Below are 19749 nucleotides of genomic sequence, written 5' to 3'. Positions count from 1 at the left end.
CTCCTTGCTGTCAACTCACCGGACGCGGGGGAGGGCGCCTCGGTTGCCCCGTGCGGGCACGATTTCGGGTTGTCGCGAAGGAGGGTTCGCCCGTCCACGGTCCCACAGTCGGGGGCGCGGGGAGGGGAGCCCGAAGGGGGTTTCCCGGGTCTGCCCGGAGTGGCACCGTGATCTCGCGGCGCGCGTCGGGGAGCATGGGCGGCGATGACGATGAGGCTGGCATGACCGTGATGGAGATGTTCCGCGCCGCTACCACGCAGCCGCGGGCGACGCGCGACCTCGGGGGTCGGTGGACCGCTCCCGTGCTCGGCGGGGCGCTGACGGCGCTGCTCGGGTGGCTCGTCGTCACGGCACTCGTGACGTTGGGCGTGCTCACCGCGCCGCACTCGCAGACGTCCTTCGGGTCGGCGGTCGGCGGCGGCTCGGCCGTGTGGCTCCTCCTCGGCGGCGCCAGGCTCGGCGTCGGCGACGCCGTCGTCGCCTTCACCCCGCTGCTGGGACTGGCCGGCGTCGTCGCGCTCGCCGCGTTGGGGTTCTCACGGTCGGTGCGCTGGCCGGATGACGACGACGTGGACGACGCGGCCGGGGATGGCCCGATCGGGATCGATGCGCTCGCAGCACGCTCCGACGCGGACGACACGGATTCGGCTGAGCCGTTCGAGCCTGCCGACCCCGAGGACCCGCGCACCTGGGCGGCCTGGCTCGGCGGCTGGATCGTCGTCGGGGTCCTGGCCTGGCTCGTCACCCTCGCCGGCCCCGTCCGGCCCGTCGCCATCACGCTCCTGCTCCCCTTCGTCCTCGCTCCCGCCCTCGGGGCGGCCTGGGTTCTGCACCGCCGCGGGGACCTCGACGACCTGCTCGATCGGCTGCCGTCGAGCGTCCAGCGCGCCCTGCGCCCGGGGCTCCAGGGAGCCGCGGCGCTGCTCGTCATGGGCACGACACTCATCGCCCTCGCGGTGGTCTTCCACTTCTCGCGGGTGGCGCACGTGCAGGCCGAGCTCGGCGCCGGCCTCCTCGGCGGGCTCGTCCTGACGCTGGCGCAGGTCCTTGCGCTGCCGAACCTCGGCCTGTGGGGCGTCTCCTTCCTCGCCGGTCCCGGCTTCGACCTCGCCGAAGGCGCCCACGCGGGCTGGGGTGGCGCGGAGACGTCGCTGCTGCCGCTCATCCCCGTCTTCGCCGCGCACCCCGAGCCGGGCGGCTTCCCCGTCGTGACCCGCCTCCTCGTGCTGCTGCCGGTCATCGCCGGCGCCTATGTGGCGCGTCGAGTGCTCGGGTCGATGTCGCGACTCGCGTCGCCGGGAGTGAAGGTCGCCACCGTCGGCTCCGCGGTCGTCGTGGCGGTGGCCGCCCTCGTCGCGCTCGACGCGGTGGGTGGCGGTTCGCTCGGTGCGGCCCGCCTCTCGGATGTCGGTGCCCCCGCCGCCGCACTCGGCCTCGCGCTGCTCCTCGAACTCGGCATCGGCGCCGCGGTGGTCCTCGGCCGCGATGTCTGGCGGCTGCGGCGCTGACCGCCAGGCTGTCCGATCGAGGCAGCCGCCTAGGATCGTGGGCGTGAGTCAGCCCTTGCGCGTCGTCGTCCTCGTCTCCGGTTCGGGGACCCTGCTCCAGGCCATCCTCGACGCGACGGCCGCATCCGACACGGCCGCAACCGACGCGGCCGACGGCGCCGTCGAGATCGTCGCGGTCGGTGCGGACCGGCCCGGCATCGAAGGACTGACGCGGGCCGAGCGCGCGGGCGTCGCGACCTTCGTCGTGCCCGTCGGCGACCACCCCGATCGCGCGGCGTGGGACGTCGCCCTGCGCGAGGCCATCGCCGCGCACGCTCCCGACCTCGTCGTCTCGGCCGGCTTCATGAAGATCCTCGGCCCGGCCACGCTCGGCTTCGTCCCCGTCATCAACACCCATCCGGCGCTGCTGCCCTCGTTCCCCGGCGCCCACGGCGTCCGCGACGCGCTGGCGCACGGCGTGCGGGTCACCGGCTGCACCTGCCACGTCGTCGACGCCGGCGTCGACACCGGCCCGATCCTCGAGCAGCGGGCTGTCTCCGTCCTCGACGGCGACACCGAGGACACCCTCCACGAGCGGATCAAGGTGCAGGAGCGAGAGCTCATCGTCGACGTCCTCGCCCGCATCGCGCGCGGCGAACTGGCCGTCGAGGGCCTCCCCGCGCGCCGGTAGACTGGCCCCACACGACTGGCGCAGGTGGGCAACCACCAGGGAGTGAAGGTCGAGCGCATCGAACGCCTGGGTGCCTCACGACGACAACGTCCGACCCATCTCAGGAGAACGATGACCGCCGTGTCCGATGCCCCCCGCCCCCTCAAGCGCGCCCTCGTCAGCGTCTATGACAAGACCGGCCTCGAGGACCTCGTGCGCGGGCTCCACGACGCGGGCGTCGCCCTCGTCTCGACGGGCGGGTCCGCGTCCGCCATCGAGGCGCTCGGCCTGCCCGTGACGAAGGTGGAGGACCTCACCGGCTTCCCCGAGTGCCTCGACGGGCGCGTCAAGACGCTGCACCCGCGCGTGCACGCCGGCATCCTCGCCGACACCCGCCTGCCCGACCATGTCGCGCAGCTCGAGGACCTGGAGATCGCCCCCTTCGATCTCGTCGTCGTCAACCTCTACCCCTTCGCCGACACCGTCGCGTCCGGCGCGGGCGTCCAGGACTGCATCGAGAAGATCGACATCGGCGGCCCGACGATGGTGCGCGCGGCGGCGAAGAACCACGCGTCCGTCGCGATCGTCACCGATGTCGCCGACTACCCGGCCACGCTCGAGGCGGCCCGCGCGGGCGGCTTCACGCTCACGCAGCGCCAGGCGCTCGCGACGAAGGCCTTCGTCCACACGGCGACCTACGACGTCGCCGTCGCGTCCTGGATGGGTTCGGTCGTCAGCCCCGACGAGGAGAGCAGCTTCCCCGCGTGGGCCGGCGCGACGTGGTCCCGCTCCGCGACCCTGCGCTACGGCGAGAACCCGCACCAGGCCGCGGCTCTCTACGCCCAGGGCGACAGCACGCAGCAGGGGCTGGCGCAGGCCGAGCAGCTCCACGGCAAGGCGATGTCCTACAACAACTACGTCGACGCGGACGCCGCCGTGCGCGCCGCCTACGACCACGGCGACCAGCCCACCGTCGCGATCATCAAGCACGCCAACCCCTGTGGCATCGCCGTCGGTGACGACGTCGCTCAGGCGCACCGCAAGGCCCACGCGTGCGACCCCGTGTCCGCCTTCGGCGGCATCATCGCCACGAACCGCCCCGTCACCCTCGAGATGGCCGAGACGGTCAAGGACATCTTCACCGAGGTCGTCGTGGCGCCCGGCTTCGACGACGACGCCCGCGCGCTGCTGTCCGAGAAGAAGAACATCCGCCTGCTCGTCTGCCCGGCGCCGACGCCCGGCAGGGTCGAGATCCGTCCGATCTCCGGTGGCCTGCTCATGCAGCAGCGCGACGCCATCGACGCCGTCGTCGAGCCCACGGCCGACGACAAGCCGACCGCCGGTCACGGCGACGACGCCCAGCACTGGACCCTCGTGGCCGGTGAGGCCGCGGACGAGGCGACCCTCGCCGACCTCACCTTCGCGTGGCGGTCCGTGCGGGCCGTGAAGTCCAACGCGATCCTCCTCGCCAAGGACGGCGCCTCCGTCGGCATCGGCATGGGGCAGGTCAACCGCGTCGACTCGTGTCACCTCGCGGTCAACCGCGCGGGCGCCGAGCGCGCGACCGGGGCCGTCGCGGCCTCCGACGCCTTCTTCCCCTTCGCCGACGGACTGCAGGTGCTCCTCGACGCCGGCGTGCGCGCCGTCGTCGCTCCCGGTGGGTCGATGCGTGACGCCGAGGTCGTCGAGGCCGCGCAGGCGGCCGGCGTGACGCTCTACTTCACCGGCACCCGCCACTTCGCCCACTGATGATGCCCGTGGAGCACCGCCACCGGCGGCTGGCGATGGTTGGCGCGCTGGTCGGCGGTGTCTTCACCTCCATCCAGGGGCGGATGAACGGACGGCTGTCGGCGCAGCTCGGCGTGCCGCTCGAGGCGGCGCTGTGGAGCTTCGGGTCCGGCCTCGTCGTGCTCAGCCTGCTCGTGCTCGCGGTGCCCGCAGTCCGGCGCGGGTTGGCGCGGGTGCGGGCAAGTCTGGCCGAAGGGGGCCTGCGCTGGTACCAGTGCATCGGCGGGCTCGCGGGGGCCCTCTTCGTCGCCGCCCAGAGCCTGTCGGTGCCGCTGATCGGGGTGGCCCTCTTCACCGTCGCCAGCGTCGCCGGGCAGACCGCCAGCGGGCTGGTCGTCGACCGGCTCGGCATCGGCCCCGGCGGGCCGAAACCGGTGCACCTCAACCGGATTGCCGCGGCGGTGATCGCGCTCGTCGGCGTCGTCATTTCGGTGTGGGACCGCCTGGGCGGGGGAGAGTTCGACCCGATCCCGCTGCTGGTCTCGCTCGTCGTCGGCGGGCTCGTCGCGGTGCAGCAGGGCACCAACGGGCGGGTCAACATCGCCAGCCGCAACGTCCTGTCGACGACCTTCATGAACTTCGTGACCGGGACGACGCTGCTGGTGGTCATCGCCCTCGTGCGGCTGGCCACCGGATCGCTGACCCTCGTGTCACCGGCGGGCCGCGACGTGCCGTGGTGGGCGTGGTTCGGTGGCCTCATCGGCATCGCGTTCATCGCCATGTCGGCGTGGGCCGTCCGGCACCTCGGGGTGCTCGTCTTCGGGCTCGTGCTGCTCACGGGGCAGGTCATCTCGGCCGTCGTGCTCGACCTCCTCTCGCCGCAGACGCGCGACCTCGTGACGACCCACGTCGTCGTCGGCGTGCTCGTCACGGTGGCTGCCGCCGCGATGGCGGCCTGGTTCGCTCGACCGGGGCGTACTGTGGCGAGATGAAGCCACTCAGGCTTCCCCATCAGGGAGAACCATGAGCGACAAGTCGCCGCGCCACACGATGAGCAAGAAGGCCACCAAATCCATCAAGGAGAAGCGGGCCGAGAAGCGCGACAAGGCCAACGGGCCGACCAGCAGCATGGAGAGCCTCGGTAGTAAGAAGAAGTGACACTCCTGAGTCTGGGCCTCATCGGCACGTCGACGAAGGAGAACGAGCACCGGCTCCCGCTCCATCCTGACCATCTGACCCGGCTCGCGCCCGACGTGGCCTCCCGGATCACCCTGGAGCACGGCTTTGGCGGGCGCTTCGGCCGCAGCGATGCGGATCTGGCGTCGCTGGTCGGGGGCTTTGCCACGCGGGCGGAGATCATCGCCGAGTCCGACGTGGTGGTGCTGCCCAAGCCGCAGCACGAGGACGTCGCCGCCATGCACGCCGGGCAGGTGTTGTGGGGCTGGCCGCACTGCGTCCAGGACCCGGTGATGACGCAGTTGGCCATCGATCGGCAGCTGACGCTCATCGCCTTCGAGGCGATGAACCACTGGACGGTGGACGGGCACGTCGGGCTGCACGTCTTCCACAAGAACAACGAGCTCGCCGGGTATTGCTCCGTGCTGCACGCGATGGAGCTGATCGGCGTCACGGGTGACTACGGCCGCCGACTCAGCGCGGTCGTCATCGGCTTCGGCGCCACGGCGCGGGGGGCCGTCACCGCCCTGCGGGCGCACGGCGTCAGCGATGTCGCGGTGCTCACGACGCGAGGGGTGGCGGCCGTCGGGTCGCCGATCCACTCGGTGCGGATCCGCCAGATCGACCATGACCCCGACGACCCCTCGATGATGCACGTCATCACCGATCAGGGGCGGGTGCCGCTGGCGCCCTATCTCGCGGAGAACGACATCGTCGTCAACTGCACGCTTCAGGACACGGCCGCGCCGCTGACCTACCTGAGCACGCGCGACCTCGACGCCTTCCGCTCCGGCAGTCTCATCGTCGATGTGTCGTGCGACGAGGGCATGGGCTTCGAGTGGGCGTCACCGACCACCTTCGAGGAGCCGATGATCACCGTCGGCGACCACATCGGTTACTACGCCGTCGACCACAGCCCGTCGTATCTGTGGAACTCGGCGACGTGGGAGAACAGTGAAGCGCTGCTGCCCTTCATCGAGACCGTGATGTCGGGGCCGGAGGCGTGGTTCGGCAACGAGACCCTGACCCGAGCCACCGAGATCCGCGACGGCCGGATCCTCAACCCGGCGATCCTCGAGTTCCAGGGCCGCTCGGCCGAGGAGCCGCACCGCGTCGGGTGACGCGGCGGCGGGCGGAGCGCCCGGATAGTTGGAGGATGCCGCGTTGAGTCCACGGATCATCCCCGCGGATGGTGGGGCGTGGACCGGGGACACGTCGAGGTGGTGGCGGCCCGCCGGAACGGGGTCAGCCTGTCAGATCCTTGCCGAAGCACCGGCTCAGCGGGCTCCACGCGTAGTACCCGAAGGCCGGGATGGACTGGTAACCGTGGGCCTCGTAGAGGGCGATCGCCTCCGGCTGGGCGGTGCCGGTCTCGAGGATGATCCGGCGCGCACCCAGCGCAGTCGCGCGCCGCTCGGCCTCGGCGAGGAGTTCCTTGCCGAGCCCGGTCCCGCGCGCCTGCTCGCGCACCCACATGCGCTTGAGCTCGACCGTGTCGGTGGGCGACGCGACCGTGCGCAGCGCGACGCAGCCGAGCGGGTGGCCGTCGCGGCGGGCGATGACGAAGGTGCCCCGAGGCGCCTCGAACTCGGCCGGCTCGACCGGCGTCGCATCCCCTTCGCTGTCGTCGCCGTTGCCGTAGCGGCGCGACAGGTCGCGCATCAGTTCCCCGATGAGGACCTGCGCCTCGTCGTCGGTGTAGGGGTGCGTGGTGAAGGTGGTCGCCGGGCGGGCGCCGTGAGGGGTGTGCGGCACCGTGGCAGGATATGGCGCGTGACGGCTCAGATTCTCGATGGCAAGGCGATCCTCGCGACGATCAAGGACGAGCTGCGGGAGCGCGTCGCCGCTCTCGCCGAGCGGGGCATCGTCCCCGGCTTGGGGACCGTCCTTGTGGGTGACGACCCGGGGAGCCAGTGGTACGTCGGCGCCAAGCACAAGGATTGCGCCGAGATCGGTATCACGAGCATCCGTCGCGACCTGCCCGCCGGCTCCACGCTCGAGGAGGTCCTCGCCGTCGTCCGCGAGCTCAACGAGGACCCGGAGTGCACCGGCTTCATCGTGCAGCAGCCCACCGGCCTCGACGAGTTCGCGATCCTCTCCGCCGTCGACCCGGCCAAGGACGTCGACGGCCTGCACCCGACGAACCTCGGCTGGCTCGTCCTCGGCAAGGAGGCGCCGCTGCCATGCACCCCGGTCGGGTGCGTCGAGTTGCTCCGCCGCTACGACGTGCCGATCAAGGGCGCGAAGGTCGTGGTCGTCGGACGCGGCATCACCGTCGGTCGTCCGCTCGGCCTGATCCTCACTCGGCGCACCGAGAACGCCACGGTCACGTTGTGCCACACCGGAACTCGCGACCTGGCCGCCGAGGTGCGTCAGGCCGACATCGTCGTCGCGGCGGCCGGTGTCCCCGGCCTCATCACGGCCGACATGATCAAGCCCGGGGCCGCGGTCCTCGACGTCGGCGTGAGCCGCGTGACGGGGGAGGACGGTCGCTCGCGCGTCGCCGGCGACGTCGACCCCGGCGTGCGTGAGGTGGCGGGCTGGTTCAGCCCCAACCCCGGCGGCGTCGGCCCCATGACGCGGGCGCTGCTGCTGTCGAACGTGGTCGAGGCCGCCGAACGCCGTGCCGGTGTCGAGCGGGCCTGACGCGGACGACGGCGCTGACCTGCCCGTCGCTCCCGCGGAACCGGCGCCGGCGCCCCCCATCTCCGGGTTGCGGCCGCGACCCACGGAGTACCCGCTCAACGTGTGGTGGCTGCTCGTGCCCGTCCTCGCGGGGTCTGCGACCCTCTTCGTCCTTGACCGCACCCGGGAGGCGGGCCTGACCCTCGCGGGGGCGTGCTTCCTCGCCGCGGCGTTGCGGATCTCGTTGCCTCGCAGTCGTGCCGGCGGCATCGCCATCCGCTCGGTGGGTGCGGACGTGAGCGTCTATCTCACCCTCGGGGTCCTGCTCGTCCTGAGCACTCTCACGCTTCGCGGCGTCTGACCCGCGCCCTCTCTCCTCGAGTTTTGGATACCTGATGTCCACAACTCGGCCCGCGGACGGGTGTAGCGCCTGATTTGGGACACCTGATGTCCAAAACCCGGGGGGAAGGGGGCCGATCGGGCGAGTTTTGGATACCTGATGTCCAAAACTCGGCCCGCGGACGGGTGTGGCGCCTGATGTGGGACACCTGATGTCCAAAACCCGGGGGGAAGGGGGCGGATCGGGCGAGTTTTGGATACCTGATGTCCAAAACTCGGCCCGCGGACGGGTGTGGCGCCTGATGTGGGACACCTGATGTCCAAAACTCGGGTGGAAGGGAGGGGGCGGGCGGAAGGGAGGGGTGGGGGGAGAGGCACCCGGGCATGACGAAGGGGGCCGGTGACCGGCCCCCTTCGCGCACGTCGTCCCGCGGTCGGGACTACTTGATGAGGCCCAGCGCCTTCACGGCGTCGCGCTCCTCGACGAGCTCAGCCGTCGACGCGTCGATCTTCTGACGCGAGAAGTCGTCGATCTCGAGGCCCTGGACGATGCTCCACTCGCCACCGGAGACGGTGACGGGGAAGGAGGAGATGATCCCCTCCGGCACGCCGTAGGAGCCGTCGGACACGACGGACATCGACACCCAGTCACCTTCGGGGGTGCCGAGGGCCCAGTCGCGGGCGTGGTCGATCGTGGCCGACGCGGCGGAGGCGGCCGAGGAGGCGCCACGGGCGTCGATGATCGCGGCGCCACGCTTGGCGACGGTCGGGATGAAGGTGCTCTCGAGCCAGGCCTGGTCGCCCACGGCCTCGGCCGCGTTCTGGCCGGAGACCTCGGCGTGGAACAGGTCGGGGTACTGGGTCGCCGAGTGGTTGCCCCAGATCGTCATCTTCTTGATCTCGGTGACCGGCACGCCGAGCTTGGCGGCGAGCTGGCTGATCGCGCGGTTGTGGTCCAGGCGGGTCAGCGCGGAGAAGCGCGACGCCGGGATGTCGGGCGCGTTCTGCTGCGCGATGAGGGCGTTGGTGTTGGCCGGGTTACCCGTGATCGTCACGTGCACGTCGTCGGCCGCGACCTCGTTGAGGGCCTGACCCTGCGGGGCGAAGATGCCACCGTTGGCCTCGAGCAGGTCGCCGCGCTCCATGCCCGGGCCGCGCGGGCGGGCACCGACGAGGAGGGCGTGGTTGACGCCGTCGAAGACGCGGCGCGCGTCGTCGCCGATCTCGACCTTCGCCAGGGTCGGGAAGGCGCAGTCGTCGAGCTCCATGACGACGCCCTCGAGGGCCTTGAGGGCCGGGGTGATCTCGAGCAGGCGCAGCTCGACGGGGGTGTCGGGACCGAAGAGGGCACCGCTGGCAATGCGGAAGAGGAGGCTGTAGCCGATCTGGCCGGCGGCGCCGGTGACGGCGACCTTGACGGGAGTGGTGCTCACGGGAGGGACCCCTTCGTGCGGGAGGCAGGGAAACTGTCGCTTCGACGCTAGCAGCGACCCACGTGGCGACGTGCGGCAGGCTCGACGCACGAGAGGAGGCTCACGTGGCTAGCCTTGATCGGCATGGACGTCCTCCACACCGTCGTGGCCATCGCGCTCGCGATCCTGCTCATCATTCGTTTCAAGGTCGACCCGGTCATCTCGCTGATCCTGTCGTCCCTCTACCTCGGGCTGGCGGGCGGCGTCGGGCTCGAGGGGACCGTCACGGCCGTCACCGGTGGCTTCGGCGAGATCATGGCCGAGGTGGGCCTGCTCATCGGCTTCGGCGTCCTCATCGGGGCGCTGCTGCAGGCGACGGGCGCCTTCCGTGCCCTCGTCGAACTCATCGCCCGCCGCGTCGGTGGCCGCCTGCCCTATGCCATGGCGGCGGCGTTGGCGACGATCTTCCCGTCGATCTACGTCGACGTGCAGGTCGTCCTCGCCTCCCCGATGGCCCGCCAGGCCGCCCCCGTCGTGCACCCCCGCCGGGGCCTGCCCCTGCTCGCGGGGGCCATCGGCATCGGCATCTTCGCCGGCTACGTCTTCGTCGTGCCGGGCCTGGCGGCCGTTGCCGTCGCGGGCCTGCTCGAGGTGCCGCTGGGCACCTACCTGCTCTTTGGCGCCCCGATCGGCTTGGCCACGGCTTTGATCACGACGGCCCTCTTCAAGGTGCTGCTCAAGGCCGGCTGGTGGAACGAGGCCGCCGACATCGACGAGGACGAGGTCGAGCACCCGGCGCATGCCGGTCACGCGTCCTACGTCGCCGCCGGGGAGGCCATCCACGAGACCGGCCACGTCACCGGCACGAGCGACGCGGACGACCTCGTCCCGGAGAGCGCTCGCAGCCTGCCGCTGCTGCTGCGTCTCAGCCCGATCCTCGTGCCGCTCGTGCTCATCGCGACCGGCGCCTTCACCGAGCTGGCCGGAGTGTCCAATGACGTCCTCGCCTTCCTCGGCAATGCCAACATCGCCCTCTTCATCGGCCTGCTCATCGCCTTCCTCCTCGCGCGCCGCACGCTCGGCGGTGACCGGACGGAGGAGGCGCTGTCGGCCGGCTTCCGCACGACCGGCGAGATCCTCCTCATCACCGGCATCGGTGGCTCGCTCGGCGCCGTCATCAAGGCGACCGGCCTCGACAAGACGCTCGCGGGTCTCTTCTCGGCCGACTCCGGTGCGCCCGTCGTGCTCAGCATCCTGCTCGCCTGGTTCATCGCGGCGGTGCTGCACTTCGCGATCGGCTCGGTCTCGGTCGGCGCGATCACGGCGGCCGGCATCATCGCCCCCGTCGTCGCGTCCACGGGTGTCGATCCCGTCGTCATCGGCCTGGCGATCGCGTCCGGTGCGATGTTCGCCCTGCACGTCAACAGCAACTTCTTCTGGATGTTCAAGAGCCTCCTGGGGCTCTCGACGCAGGGTGCACTCAAGACCCTGACGCTGGCCACGAGCCTCGGCGCGCTCGTGTCGCTGCCGATGGTGCTCCTCGTCGGGTTGGTCGCCTGACTGTGCCCCGATGTCACAGGGGTCACGACCGTCACAGACGCCACTCCAGGTGCGCCTGAACTGGCATTCCGGCGCGGATGTGCATAGGTTCGTTGACGGAGCAGATCGGGGACTGCGGTCCCTGACCTGCCGTGCAACCCAGTGAAGTCAAACCCACAGAAGGGCTTAACCATGGGATTCTTGGACACGATCAAGGACGTTCTCACCGTCGACGAGGCCGAGAAGGCCGAGCGCGCGGCGAAGGAGGCCGAAGAGGCCAAGGCCGAGGCTGACAAGACGATCGCTGAGGCCACGAAGGAGGCCGACGAGGCTCGCCGCCGCGCCGACGAGGCTGCAGCGAAGGCCGACCCGGAGGCTGCGGAGAAGGCCAAGAAGGACGCCGAGGCCGCCGAGGCCAAGGCCGAGGCCGCGAAGAAGAAGCAGGCCGAGAAGTCGGCCGAGTGGCAGAAGCACAAGGCCGAGGTCGAGAAGCGTCAGGCCGAGCGCGCCCAGCGCGGCACCGAGCGCGAGGCGAAGGCGGACAAGCCCAAGCCGTCCGCCGGGCACAAGACCTACACGGTCAAGCCGGGCGACACCCTCTCGGAGATCGCGGCTCGCCACGGCGTTGACTGGCGCGAGATGGCCGAGCTCAACAACCTCTCGAACCCCGACCTCATCCACCCGGGTGACGTCTTCAAGATCCCCAGCAAGTGATCTTGCGTTCGTGAGCGTCTGACCCTCGGGTCGGGAGCGCACCGAGAAGGCCCCCGGAGCTGATGCTCCGGGGGCCTTCCGCTGCCCCGGCGCGGGCGCGCCGAGTGCGTGTGTCGATCAGGCGCGGTGCTCGATCGGGTCGAGCTCGCCGGAGATGTCGTAGCCCGAGCGGTCCTCGCCCGTGATCAGGGCGTAGGTCGCACCGGCGATGACGGCACCGACGATCGGGGCGAGCCAGAAGGCCCACAGCTGCCCGGGGGCGCCGGCGCCGTTGAAGAACGCAACGGCCGTGGAGCGGGCCGGGTTGACGGAGGTGTTGCTGATCGGGATGGAGATGAGGTGGATCAGCGTGAGCGACAGGCCGATCGCGATGGGCGCAAAGCCGACCGGGGCGCGCCCGTCCGTGGAGCCGAGGATGACGTAGAGGAAGAAGGCCGTGAGGATCGCCTCGGCGATCAGGACCGCGGCAAGGGTGTAGCCGCCGGGGGAGTTGTCGCCGTAGCCGTTGGCGGCGAAGTTGCCGGTGGCTTCGAAGCCGTCCTTGCCGGCGGCGATGACGAGCAGAGCCGCGCCGGCCACGAGGCCAGCGACGACCTGCGTGGCGATGTAGGCCGGGACGTCCTTCCAGGCGAAGCGCTTGGCGACGGCGCAGCCGATGGTGACGGCCGGGTTGAAGTGGCCGCCGGAGACGTGGCCGACGGCGTAGGCCATCGTCAGGACCGTGAGGCCGAAGGCGAGCGCGACGCCGAGGAAGCCGATGCCGAGCTGAACCTTGTCGGTCTCGTCGATGACCTTGGCCGCGAAGATCGCGCTGCCGCAGCCGCCGAAGACGAGCCAGAAGGTGCCGAGGGCCTCGGCGCCGAGCCGGGCCGGGAGCGAAGGGGTCATGGGTGAACTCCTGCTGTGGGGGAATTGTGGTCATCTGCAGCCTCTCGGCCGCGGCAGGCAGGAGCAACAGGGCGCGCGGGCGGCGCTCAGATCGACCATTCCGGGTCGGCGGCGATGAGATGGCCCCGCTCGCGCAGCAGGGCGAGCACGGCGTCGCGGCACGCGGCCACGCTCCGACGCGACGTGTCGAGGGTGAGGTCGGCGTCCGCGGGCACCTCATAGGGCGCGTCGACCCCGGTGAATCCGGTGATCGCCCCTGCGCGGGCCTGGGCATAGAGGCCCTTGCGGTCGCGACCTTCGCAGACGTCCAAGGGGGTGGCGACGTGGACGAGCACGAGGTCGCCGCCGCGCTCCGCGACCATGGCCCGCACGGCCTCGCGCGTCTGCTCGTGGGGCGCGATCTGGGCGCAGATCGCCAGGCCGCCGTGCCCGGCGATCTCGGCCGCCACCCAGCCGATCCGGAGCACGTTGGTGTCGCGGTCCTCCGGGGAGAAGGTCAGGCCAGCGCTGAGTTGGCGCCGCACGACGTCACCGTCGAGCAGCGTCACGGCGCGGCCGTCCTCCTCGAGGACCGCCTCACGCACGGCTCGCGCGATCGTCGACTTGCCGGAGCCGGACAGGCCCGTCAGCATCACGACGACGCCACCGGACGTCCCGTGGCCGGCCTGGATCACCTCGGATCCGGCGAGGGCGCTCCCGGCGCGGTCGAGCCAGGCCACCGGCCCGGCCGCCCACGCGTCGACGATCGCGTCCTGGCGCGCCGGGTCGGCATGGGCGCGGGCGGCATTGAGCGGGAGGGTCACGACGCGCGCGTGCAGCGCGCGAGCCGCGTTGAGGACGGACCGGATCGTGGCGACGGTGTGGGCGTGCGGGTTCGTGCTGGGTCCGGCCGGGACGAGCACGAGGACGGGTCGGCCGTCCGCCCAGTCGCGGATCGCCGCGACGTCGGTCCGGCGCAGGGGCCGGGCGACGACGGCGGTCACCTCGTCGGCGCTCCGGGTCGCGTGCACCTGCTCGGGGGAGAGGTAGAGCCGCTCGAAGGGGCGGGGGGAGAGGTGACCGAGCCACACGATGTCGCCGGGGCGACCTTCGTCGGTCGTGCTGGCCGCGCCGAGGCGGGCGACGGGCACTCCTTCCGCGTCGATGACCTCGGCGCCGGACGCGGGCACGGGGAGCGCCACGCCGGCGAGGTCGACGACGCCGTGCCGGACGAGCTCGAGGTCGTCGAGCGCGTCGCCGCCGGGGAAGAACTGCGGCCGGCCAGCGGTGGGGGTGCTCACGGCCGCATCTTGCCATCCGGTCCCCGCGTTATGGGTCGCATAACGGCGCATTATGCTGCCCGGGTTGCACCCCACCGAGAAGGACGCCCACTGATGTCGACCCATCCCGAATACCGGCTGACCCACCTGGATCAGCTGGAGTCCGAGTCCATCCACATCTTCCGCGAGGTGGCCGCCGAGTTCGAGAAGCCGGTCCTGATGTTCTCCGGCGGCAAGGACTCCATCGTCATGCTCCGGTTGGCGGAGAAGGCCTTCCACCCCGCGAAGGTGCCCTTCCCGCTGCTCCAGGTCGACACCGGCTACGACTTCCCCGAGGTGCTCGCGACCCGCGACGCGTGGGTCGACCGGCTCGGGCTGCGGCTTGTCGTCGCCTCCGTCGAGGACGCCATCGCCGACGGGATCGTCGTCGACGACGGCAAGACGACGCGCAACCGGCTCCAGATCGGCACCCTCCTGCACGCCATCGAGCAGGAGGGCTTCACGGCCGCCTTCGGCGGGGGACGACGCGACGAGGAGAAGGCGCGCGCGAAGGAGCGGGTCTACAGCCACCGCGACGAGTTCGGCCAGTGGGACCCCAAGATGCAGCGGCCCGAGCTGTGGTCGCTCTACAACGGGCGCCTGCACGAGGGCGAGCACATGCGCATCTTCCCGCTGTCGAACTGGACCGAGCTCGACATCTGGCACTACCTCGACCGTGAGCAGATCGAGATCCCGTCGATCTACTTCAGCCACCAGCGGCGCGTCTTCGAGCGGGACGGGATGCTGCTCAGCGAGCACGAGGCCAACCCGCTGCGCGACGGTGAGTCCGTCACCGAGCGCACCGTCCGCTTCCGCACCGTCGGCGACCTCACCCTCACCGGGTGCGTCGAGTCCGGTGCCGCCACGACCCGACAGATCATCGACGAGATCTCGGTGGCGCGACTGACGGAGCGCGGTGCCACTCGTGGCGACGACCGCTTCTCCGAGGCCGCCATGGAGGACCGCAAGAAGGAGGGCTACTTCTGATGAACGCCCCGCACGCCACCATGGACCTGCTCCGGTTCGCCACCGCCGGCTCCGTCGACGACGGCAAGTCCACCCTCATCGGGCGGCTGCTGCTCGACTCGAAGGCGATCTTCGAGGACCAGCTCGAGGCCGTCGAGGCGACGTCGGTGTCCAAGGGCTACGACTACACCGACCTCGCGCTGCTCACCGACGGCCTGCGCTCCGAGCGCGAGCAGGGCATCACCATCGACGTGGCCTACCGCTACTTCGCGACGCCGCGGCGGAAGTTCATCATCGCCGACACCCCCGGGCACGTGCAGTACACGCGCAACATGGTCACCGGGGCGTCCACCGCCGACCTGGGGCTCGTCCTCGTCGACGCACGCCAGGGGCTGACCGAGCAGTCGCGTCGCCACGCCGTCCTGCTGTCGCTGCTGCGGGTGCCGCACCTCGTCCTCGCCGTCAACAAGATGGACCTCGTCGACTACGACGAAGAGGTGTACGAGCGGATCCACGCCGAGTTCACCGCCTTCGCGACGAAGTTGAACATCCCGGACCTCGAGGTCATCCCGATCTCGGCGCTCAAGGGGGACAACGTCGTCACGCGCTCCGAGCACATGCCCTGGTACGGCGGCCCGTCGCTCATGCACCACCTCGAGCACGTCCACATCGCCAGCGACCGCAACCTCAAGGACGTCCGCTTCCCGGTGCAGTACGTCATCCGTCCCAAGTCGGACGAGTACCACGACTACCGGGGCTATGCCGGGCGCGTGGCCAGCGGCGTCCTCAAGCCGGGGGACGACGTCATGATCCTGCCGAGCGGGATGACGACGACCATCGCCGGGATCGACCTGCACGACCGCGAGGTCGCGGAGGCGTTCGCGCCGATGTCGGTGACGGTGCGGCTGACGGACGACGTCGACGTCTCGCGCGGCGACATGATCTGCCGGGTGCGCAACGCGCCGACGCCCGTGCAGGACCTCGACGCCCAGGTCGCGTGGATGACGACCGCGCCGCTGCGGCCCAAGCAGAAGCTCCTGCTCAAGCACACGACCCGCACGACCCGGGTGCTCGTCAAGGACGTGCAGTACCGGCTCGACGTGAACTCGCTGCACCGCGACCAGGAGGCCGGCGAGCTCGCGCTCAACGAGATCGGCCGCGTCCACCTGCGCGCCATGCAGCCGCTGCTCGTCGACCCCTATGAGCAGAACCGCGAGACCGGGTCGTTCATCCTGATCGACGAGGCGACCGGGGTGACCGTGGGCGCGGGGATGATCAACTCCCGCTGACCCCCCTTCGCCCTCTCCCTCCCCGAGTTTTGGACACCTGATGTCCATTTCTGGGGTCCGGGGGCGGGTTTGACCCGAGTTTTGGACATCAGGTGTCCATTCCTCGGGTCCGGGGGCGGGTTTGACCCGAGTTTTGGACATCAGGTGTCCATTCCTGGGGTCCGGGGGCGGGTTTGACCCGGGTTTGGGACATCAGGTGTCCATTTCTGGGGTCCGGGGGCGGGTTTGACCCGGGTTTGGGACATCAGGTGGCCATTCCTCGGGGCTGGCACCCTGTGGAAAACTCCGGAGGCTCCTCCGCGCATTCGGCCATCGTGGACGCGTGCGATTCCTCCACGATCCCAGCTTCAGCGATCCGTTCACGCGCGCCGATGCCCGAGCGGCCGGCGTCTCCGACGACGACCTTGCCGGCCCGCACTACCGACGCCTCTTCCACGGCGTCCACATCCGGGCCGGGGCGCCCATCACCGCGGTGACGATGGCCCGGGCCGCCCTGCTCCGCTCACCGCCGGACGCCATCATCGGCGGGCGTGCCGCCGCGCGACTGTGGGGAGGGGTGGTCCCCGACGGCGGGCCCGTCGACGTCCTGCACGAGCAGGGCCACCAGACCCGCGCGGTCGGTCTGCGCAGTCATCCTCTCCGGCGGATGCCACGGACGCGCATCCGCGAGGGGATCCGGGTGACGACGCCCGAACGCACCTTCGCCGATCTGGCAGCCGAGCTCGACCTCGTCGATCTCGTCGTGCTGGGGGACTCCCTCATCCGCCGGGGCGTGACGACGCCGGCCAGGCTGCGGGAGGAGGCGCCGACGGGGCGAGGCGCGCGGGCGCGGTTGGCGCGGCGGGCCGCTGGCCTCGTGCGCTCGGGCGTCGACTCTCCGCAGGAGACGCGGCTGCGGCTGCTCATGGTGCTCGCCGGCCTGCCCGAGCCCACGGTCAACCACATCATCCTGAGTGATTCGGGCCGCTGGGCATTCCGCTTCGACCTCGCCTTCGAGGAGCACAAGCTGATCATCGAATACGACGGGCGGCAGCACGCCGAGGACGACAAGCAGTGGCTGCACGACCTGCGTCGGCGCGAGGAACTCGACGACCTCGGATGGCGCATCCTCGTCGTCATCGGTGCGGACCTGTACCGACCGGCGGCGACGCTTCGGCGGATCTGTGGGGTCCTCGAGCAGGCCGGACTGCCGAGCCGGATCACGAAAGACGAGTGGCGTCGCCACTTCGCACTGCCGCGCATCGACGACGAGTTCGGGACACCTGATGTCCAAAACTCGGCGGAAGGGGGCCGTCAGCCCCGAGGAAGGGACACCTGATGTCCAAAACTCGGCGGAAGGGGGCCGTCAGCCCCGAGGAATGGACACCTGATGTCCAAAACTCGGGGGAAGGGTGGGGCCGGCAGGAAGGGGGCTAGCGGATGAGGGACGAGGTCGACGTCGCCGCCCGGCTCGTGTAGCCCGTGCGCTTCGCCGTGACGGTCACGCTCACGAGCCTGCCGCGATCGGCGGAGTCGAGGCGGTAGGTGCTGTAGTACGCGCCGGAGATGGCGACGCCGTCCCGCTTCCACCGATAGGTGTACGACGTCGGCGTCGGACTGAACGAGCCCGTCGTCGCGCGCAACGACGACCCGACGGTGCGATAACCGATCACCTTCGGCACGGCGACGACGGTGAACCGGCGTTCGATCCTCTTCGCGGCCGACGTCGTGGTCGTCGTGCGATATCCCGAGCGCGTCGCCGTGGCGCGGACGGTGATGTCCTTGCCCTCGTCCGCGGTGACCACCTTGTACCTCGTGCCCGTCGCGCCGGGGATGGCGACGCCGTTGACTCGCCACTGATACATGACCGCGCTCGCGCTGGGGCTGAAGGTCGGCGGCGTCACCTGCAGCGTGGCCCACCGCCGCGGCGTCCCGGTGATGACCGGCTTCGCCGTGACCGTGAGCGTCGTCAGCGGCGCGACGTCGTTGGCGATCGCGACGACCGCCCCGGTGCTGCTCGTCGACAGCGTCTGGATCGTCACGTCGCCGTCGTAGTCGTGGAAGGTCGCCCCGGTCCGCAACGTCGGGTCGCCCCACGTGCTGCCGGTCGGGCTGGCGTCGAGGACGATCGACCCTCCCGAGAGCGGGCTGTTGCGCAGGATCCGGACGCCGTAGCGGTGCCCCATCGGGTTCGAGCTGTCGCGACCGGTCTGTCGGCGGTACTCCACGTAGTACGTGATCCCCGTCGACGCGTTGCGCACGATCGCCACGCGAGTCCCCGACGTCGCGGTCAGCGGTCGCAGCGTCACGTCACGGCGGGTGCCGTCGGGGACGGTCACGACGTCGGCGGTCCCGAGGATCCCGAGCCGCCGCGCCTGCGGGCTGGAGAGCAGCGGCGCCGAGTCCGGAGCGGAGACGGACATGACGTCCATGCTGTCGCCGTACTCCTCCTCGCCGTCGCACGACGAGGGCCACCCGCCCATGGACGTCATCCGGGCGTCGGCGGTCGGGCAGTGGAGGTAGTTCGCGTGGAACAGCGAGATGTTGTGGCCGACCTCGTGGGCGAGGACCGGCCACTCCGCGGCGGACGTCAGGAAGGTGCCGGCCTCGTGGAGGTCCACGCCGAGGGACCCGAAGCCGTAGTTGCACTCCGGGTAGTCCTGCCAGATGCCCGGGGGCAGCGAGACGTAGAGCGAGGTGTCCGGGGCGAACGCGAAGTCTTCACGCTGGGCGGCCTGGTCCCACATGCCCCACGGCTCGTCGCATCCGTACGTCGAGCGGAAGGTCGCCCCGACGTCGGCGAGGCTGAGCGTGAGGTTGCCGCGGGTGTTGTCCGCCCAGTAGTCGCTCGCTCCCGCGATCTGCTCGGTCAGCTGGGTCGTCGTCGCCTGCGGCCGGGCCGTGGTCACGCCCGCCGGGCGGACGCGGACGGCGGTGAGAGCCCGGTCGGTCACGGGGACGGCCGCCACGCTGGGCGGTGCCTCGTCGCTGACGACGTCGGCCACGGCGAGTTCCGCTCCGCCGGGCGCCTGCGCCGTGAGGACCGTCGCGCGGCCGACGGCCGAGGAGGCGCTCGCGGGTGAACCGTCACCGGCGTCGGCCAGTTGTTCGGCCGCGAGGGCGACGGTGTGCTCGCGCCCATCGACGCCGTCGCGCCGCACGGTGGCGTTGCGCGCGGCGGCGCTGCGCACGTCGGCCGGGACTCGCACGTCGAGGGTGACGCGGCGCCCGCTGGGCACGCCTGCGACCGTCGATGCGTCGAGTGGGACGTGCCGGGTGCCGACGCGCAGGGCCGCGAAGGCGGTCCCGCCGCGTTCGGCGGGCACCGTCACCAGCGTGCCGGTGAGGCGGACCAACGCACCGGTCGCGGTGCGACCTTCGCCCTGATCCGGCGCCGCCGAGGACGTCGACGGCGACGTCATCGCGATGGCGAGCAGCGCCGCCGTCGCCACGCCTGCCAGCCGTCGCAGCCTCATGCCCGCTCCTGTCATCGGGCGCATTGCCGCCGTCGTTGCACGTCGTTCACTCATGATGTCCCCCCCGGAGATCACCGGCCGGAATGGCCGGTTCTTCTCAGGGTAGAGCTGCCCCTCGAGGAAGGGACACCTGATGTCCAAAACTCGGCCGAAGGGGGGACCT

At 71.0% G+C, this 19749-nt stretch carries 18 protein-coding genes and 1 riboswitch; of the genes, 13 read left to right on the top strand and 5 right to left on the bottom strand.

What is annotated here, in order from left to right:
• Window positions 1-221: 221 nt before the first annotated feature.
• The 6 genes from ACQBAS_RS10260 to ACQBAS_RS10235 all read left to right on the top strand — a co-directional run bounded on the left by ACQBAS_RS10260 (window position 222) and on the right by ACQBAS_RS10235 (window position 6182).
• Complete coding sequence (locus tag ACQBAS_RS10260; RefSeq protein WP_427383698.1) at window positions 222-1508, top strand: DUF6350 family protein; 1287 nt, start codon at window positions 222-224, stop codon at window positions 1506-1508.
• 43 nt (window positions 1509-1551) lie between these two features.
• A complete protein-coding gene (gene purN, locus ACQBAS_RS10255; protein ID WP_427383697.1) occupies window positions 1552-2178 on the top strand; it encodes a phosphoribosylglycinamide formyltransferase in 627 nt (208 codons plus the stop codon).
• Window position 2179: 1 nt separating this feature from the next.
• A riboswitch (ZMP/ZTP riboswitch) is annotated at window positions 2180-2257 on the top strand.
• A 32-nt stretch (window positions 2258-2289) separates the two neighbouring features.
• Complete coding sequence (purH, locus tag ACQBAS_RS10250) at window positions 2290-3906, top strand: bifunctional phosphoribosylaminoimidazolecarboxamide formyltransferase/IMP cyclohydrolase (protein WP_427383696.1); 1617 nt, start codon at window positions 2290-2292, stop codon at window positions 3904-3906.
• 8 nt (window positions 3907-3914) lie between these two features.
• Window positions 3915-4877 (top strand): DMT family transporter, encoded by a 963-nt coding sequence (locus ACQBAS_RS10245; RefSeq protein ID WP_427383695.1) that lies wholly within the window; start codon window positions 3915-3917, stop codon window positions 4875-4877.
• Window positions 4878-4908: 31 nt separating this feature from the next.
• Window positions 4909-5043, top strand: coding sequence for a hypothetical protein (locus ACQBAS_RS10240; RefSeq protein ID WP_427383694.1), 135 nt, complete (start codon window positions 4909-4911; stop codon window positions 5041-5043).
• The gene (locus ACQBAS_RS10235; protein ID WP_427383693.1) at window positions 5040-6182 is read left to right on the top strand and encodes a N(5)-(carboxyethyl)ornithine synthase; all 1143 of its coding nucleotides are present in this window, start codon (window positions 5040-5042) and stop codon (window positions 6180-6182) included. Before ACQBAS_RS10240 ends, ACQBAS_RS10235 begins: the two co-directional genes overlap by 4 nt.
• Window positions 6183-6306: 124 nt before the next feature.
• On the opposite strand, the gene ACQBAS_RS10230 is transcribed toward ACQBAS_RS10235, so the two are convergent.
• Window positions 6307-6816 carry a GNAT family N-acetyltransferase gene (locus ACQBAS_RS10230; protein ID WP_427383692.1) on the bottom strand — a complete coding sequence of 170 codons (510 nt, stop codon included), beginning with the start codon at window positions 6814-6816 and terminating at the stop codon, window positions 6307-6309.
• A gap of 18 nt (window positions 6817-6834) precedes the next feature.
• On the opposite strand from ACQBAS_RS10230, the gene ACQBAS_RS10225 reads away from it, so the two are divergent.
• Together ACQBAS_RS10225 and ACQBAS_RS10220 are read left to right on the top strand one after the other, a co-directional pair.
• Entirely contained in the window at window positions 6835-7707 is an 873-nt protein-coding gene (locus ACQBAS_RS10225; protein WP_427383691.1) for a bifunctional methylenetetrahydrofolate dehydrogenase/methenyltetrahydrofolate cyclohydrolase, read from the top strand.
• Window positions 7691-8047, top strand: a complete 357-nt coding sequence (locus ACQBAS_RS10220) for a DUF3017 domain-containing protein (protein ID WP_427383690.1) — start codon at window positions 7691-7693, stop codon at window positions 8045-8047. The genes ACQBAS_RS10225 and ACQBAS_RS10220 overlap by 17 nt, the downstream gene beginning before the upstream one ends.
• Window positions 8048-8465: 418 nt before the next feature.
• On the opposite strand, the gene ACQBAS_RS10215 is transcribed toward ACQBAS_RS10220, so the two are convergent.
• Window positions 8466-9458 (bottom strand): malate dehydrogenase, encoded by a 993-nt coding sequence (locus ACQBAS_RS10215; RefSeq protein ID WP_427383689.1) that lies wholly within the window; start codon window positions 9456-9458, stop codon window positions 8466-8468.
• 123 nt (window positions 9459-9581) lie between these two features.
• On the opposite strand from ACQBAS_RS10215, the gene ACQBAS_RS10210 reads away from it, so the two are divergent.
• Complete coding sequence (locus ACQBAS_RS10210) at window positions 9582-10997, top strand: GntP family permease (RefSeq protein WP_427383688.1); 1416 nt, start codon at window positions 9582-9584, stop codon at window positions 10995-10997.
• Between the two features lie 171 nt (window positions 10998-11168).
• Window positions 11169-11690, top strand: coding sequence for a LysM peptidoglycan-binding domain-containing protein (locus ACQBAS_RS10205; RefSeq protein WP_427383687.1), 522 nt, complete (start codon window positions 11169-11171; stop codon window positions 11688-11690).
• Window positions 11691-11807: 117 nt separating this feature from the next.
• Here the strand turns inward: ACQBAS_RS10205 and aqpZ are convergent, their stop codons facing one another.
• Window positions 11808-12578, bottom strand: a complete 771-nt coding sequence (gene aqpZ, locus ACQBAS_RS10200; RefSeq protein WP_427383686.1) for an aquaporin Z — start codon at window positions 12576-12578, stop codon at window positions 11808-11810.
• Window positions 12579-12664: 86 nt separating this feature from the next.
• Window positions 12665-13858, bottom strand: a complete 1194-nt coding sequence (gene cysC, locus ACQBAS_RS10195) for an adenylyl-sulfate kinase (protein ID WP_427383685.1) — start codon at window positions 13856-13858, stop codon at window positions 12665-12667.
• Window positions 13859-13951: 93 nt separating this feature from the next.
• On the opposite strand from cysC, the gene cysD reads away from it, so the two are divergent.
• From cysD to ACQBAS_RS10180, 3 genes are all read left to right on the top strand, one after another.
• Window positions 13952-14863: a sulfate adenylyltransferase subunit CysD gene (cysD, locus tag ACQBAS_RS10190; RefSeq protein WP_427383684.1), complete on the top strand. Its 912-nt coding sequence runs from the start codon at window positions 13952-13954 to the stop codon at window positions 14861-14863.
• The gene (locus ACQBAS_RS10185) at window positions 14863-16131 is read left to right on the top strand and encodes a sulfate adenylyltransferase subunit 1 (RefSeq protein ID WP_427383683.1); all 1269 of its coding nucleotides are present in this window, start codon (window positions 14863-14865) and stop codon (window positions 16129-16131) included. Before cysD ends, ACQBAS_RS10185 begins: the two co-directional genes overlap by 1 nt.
• Before the next feature lie 322 nt (window positions 16132-16453).
• Window positions 16454-17449, top strand: a complete 996-nt coding sequence (locus tag ACQBAS_RS10180) for a DUF559 domain-containing protein (protein ID WP_427383682.1) — start codon at window positions 16454-16456, stop codon at window positions 17447-17449.
• A 94-nt stretch (window positions 17450-17543) separates the two neighbouring features.
• Here ACQBAS_RS10180 and ACQBAS_RS10175 read toward each other — a convergent pair whose 3' ends face one another.
• Complete coding sequence (locus tag ACQBAS_RS10175; RefSeq protein WP_427383681.1) at window positions 17544-19586, bottom strand: hypothetical protein; 2043 nt, start codon at window positions 19584-19586, stop codon at window positions 17544-17546.
• Window positions 19587-19749 lie beyond the last annotated feature (163 nt).

Origin of the sequence: Janibacter zhaoxuefangae (genome assembly GCF_050271985.1) — a bacterium.
GTDB lineage: Bacteria > Actinomycetota > Actinomycetes > Actinomycetales > Dermatophilaceae.
Note: the sequence above shows the minus strand (reverse complement) of the source record. Positions and strands in the feature narration are given on the sequence as shown.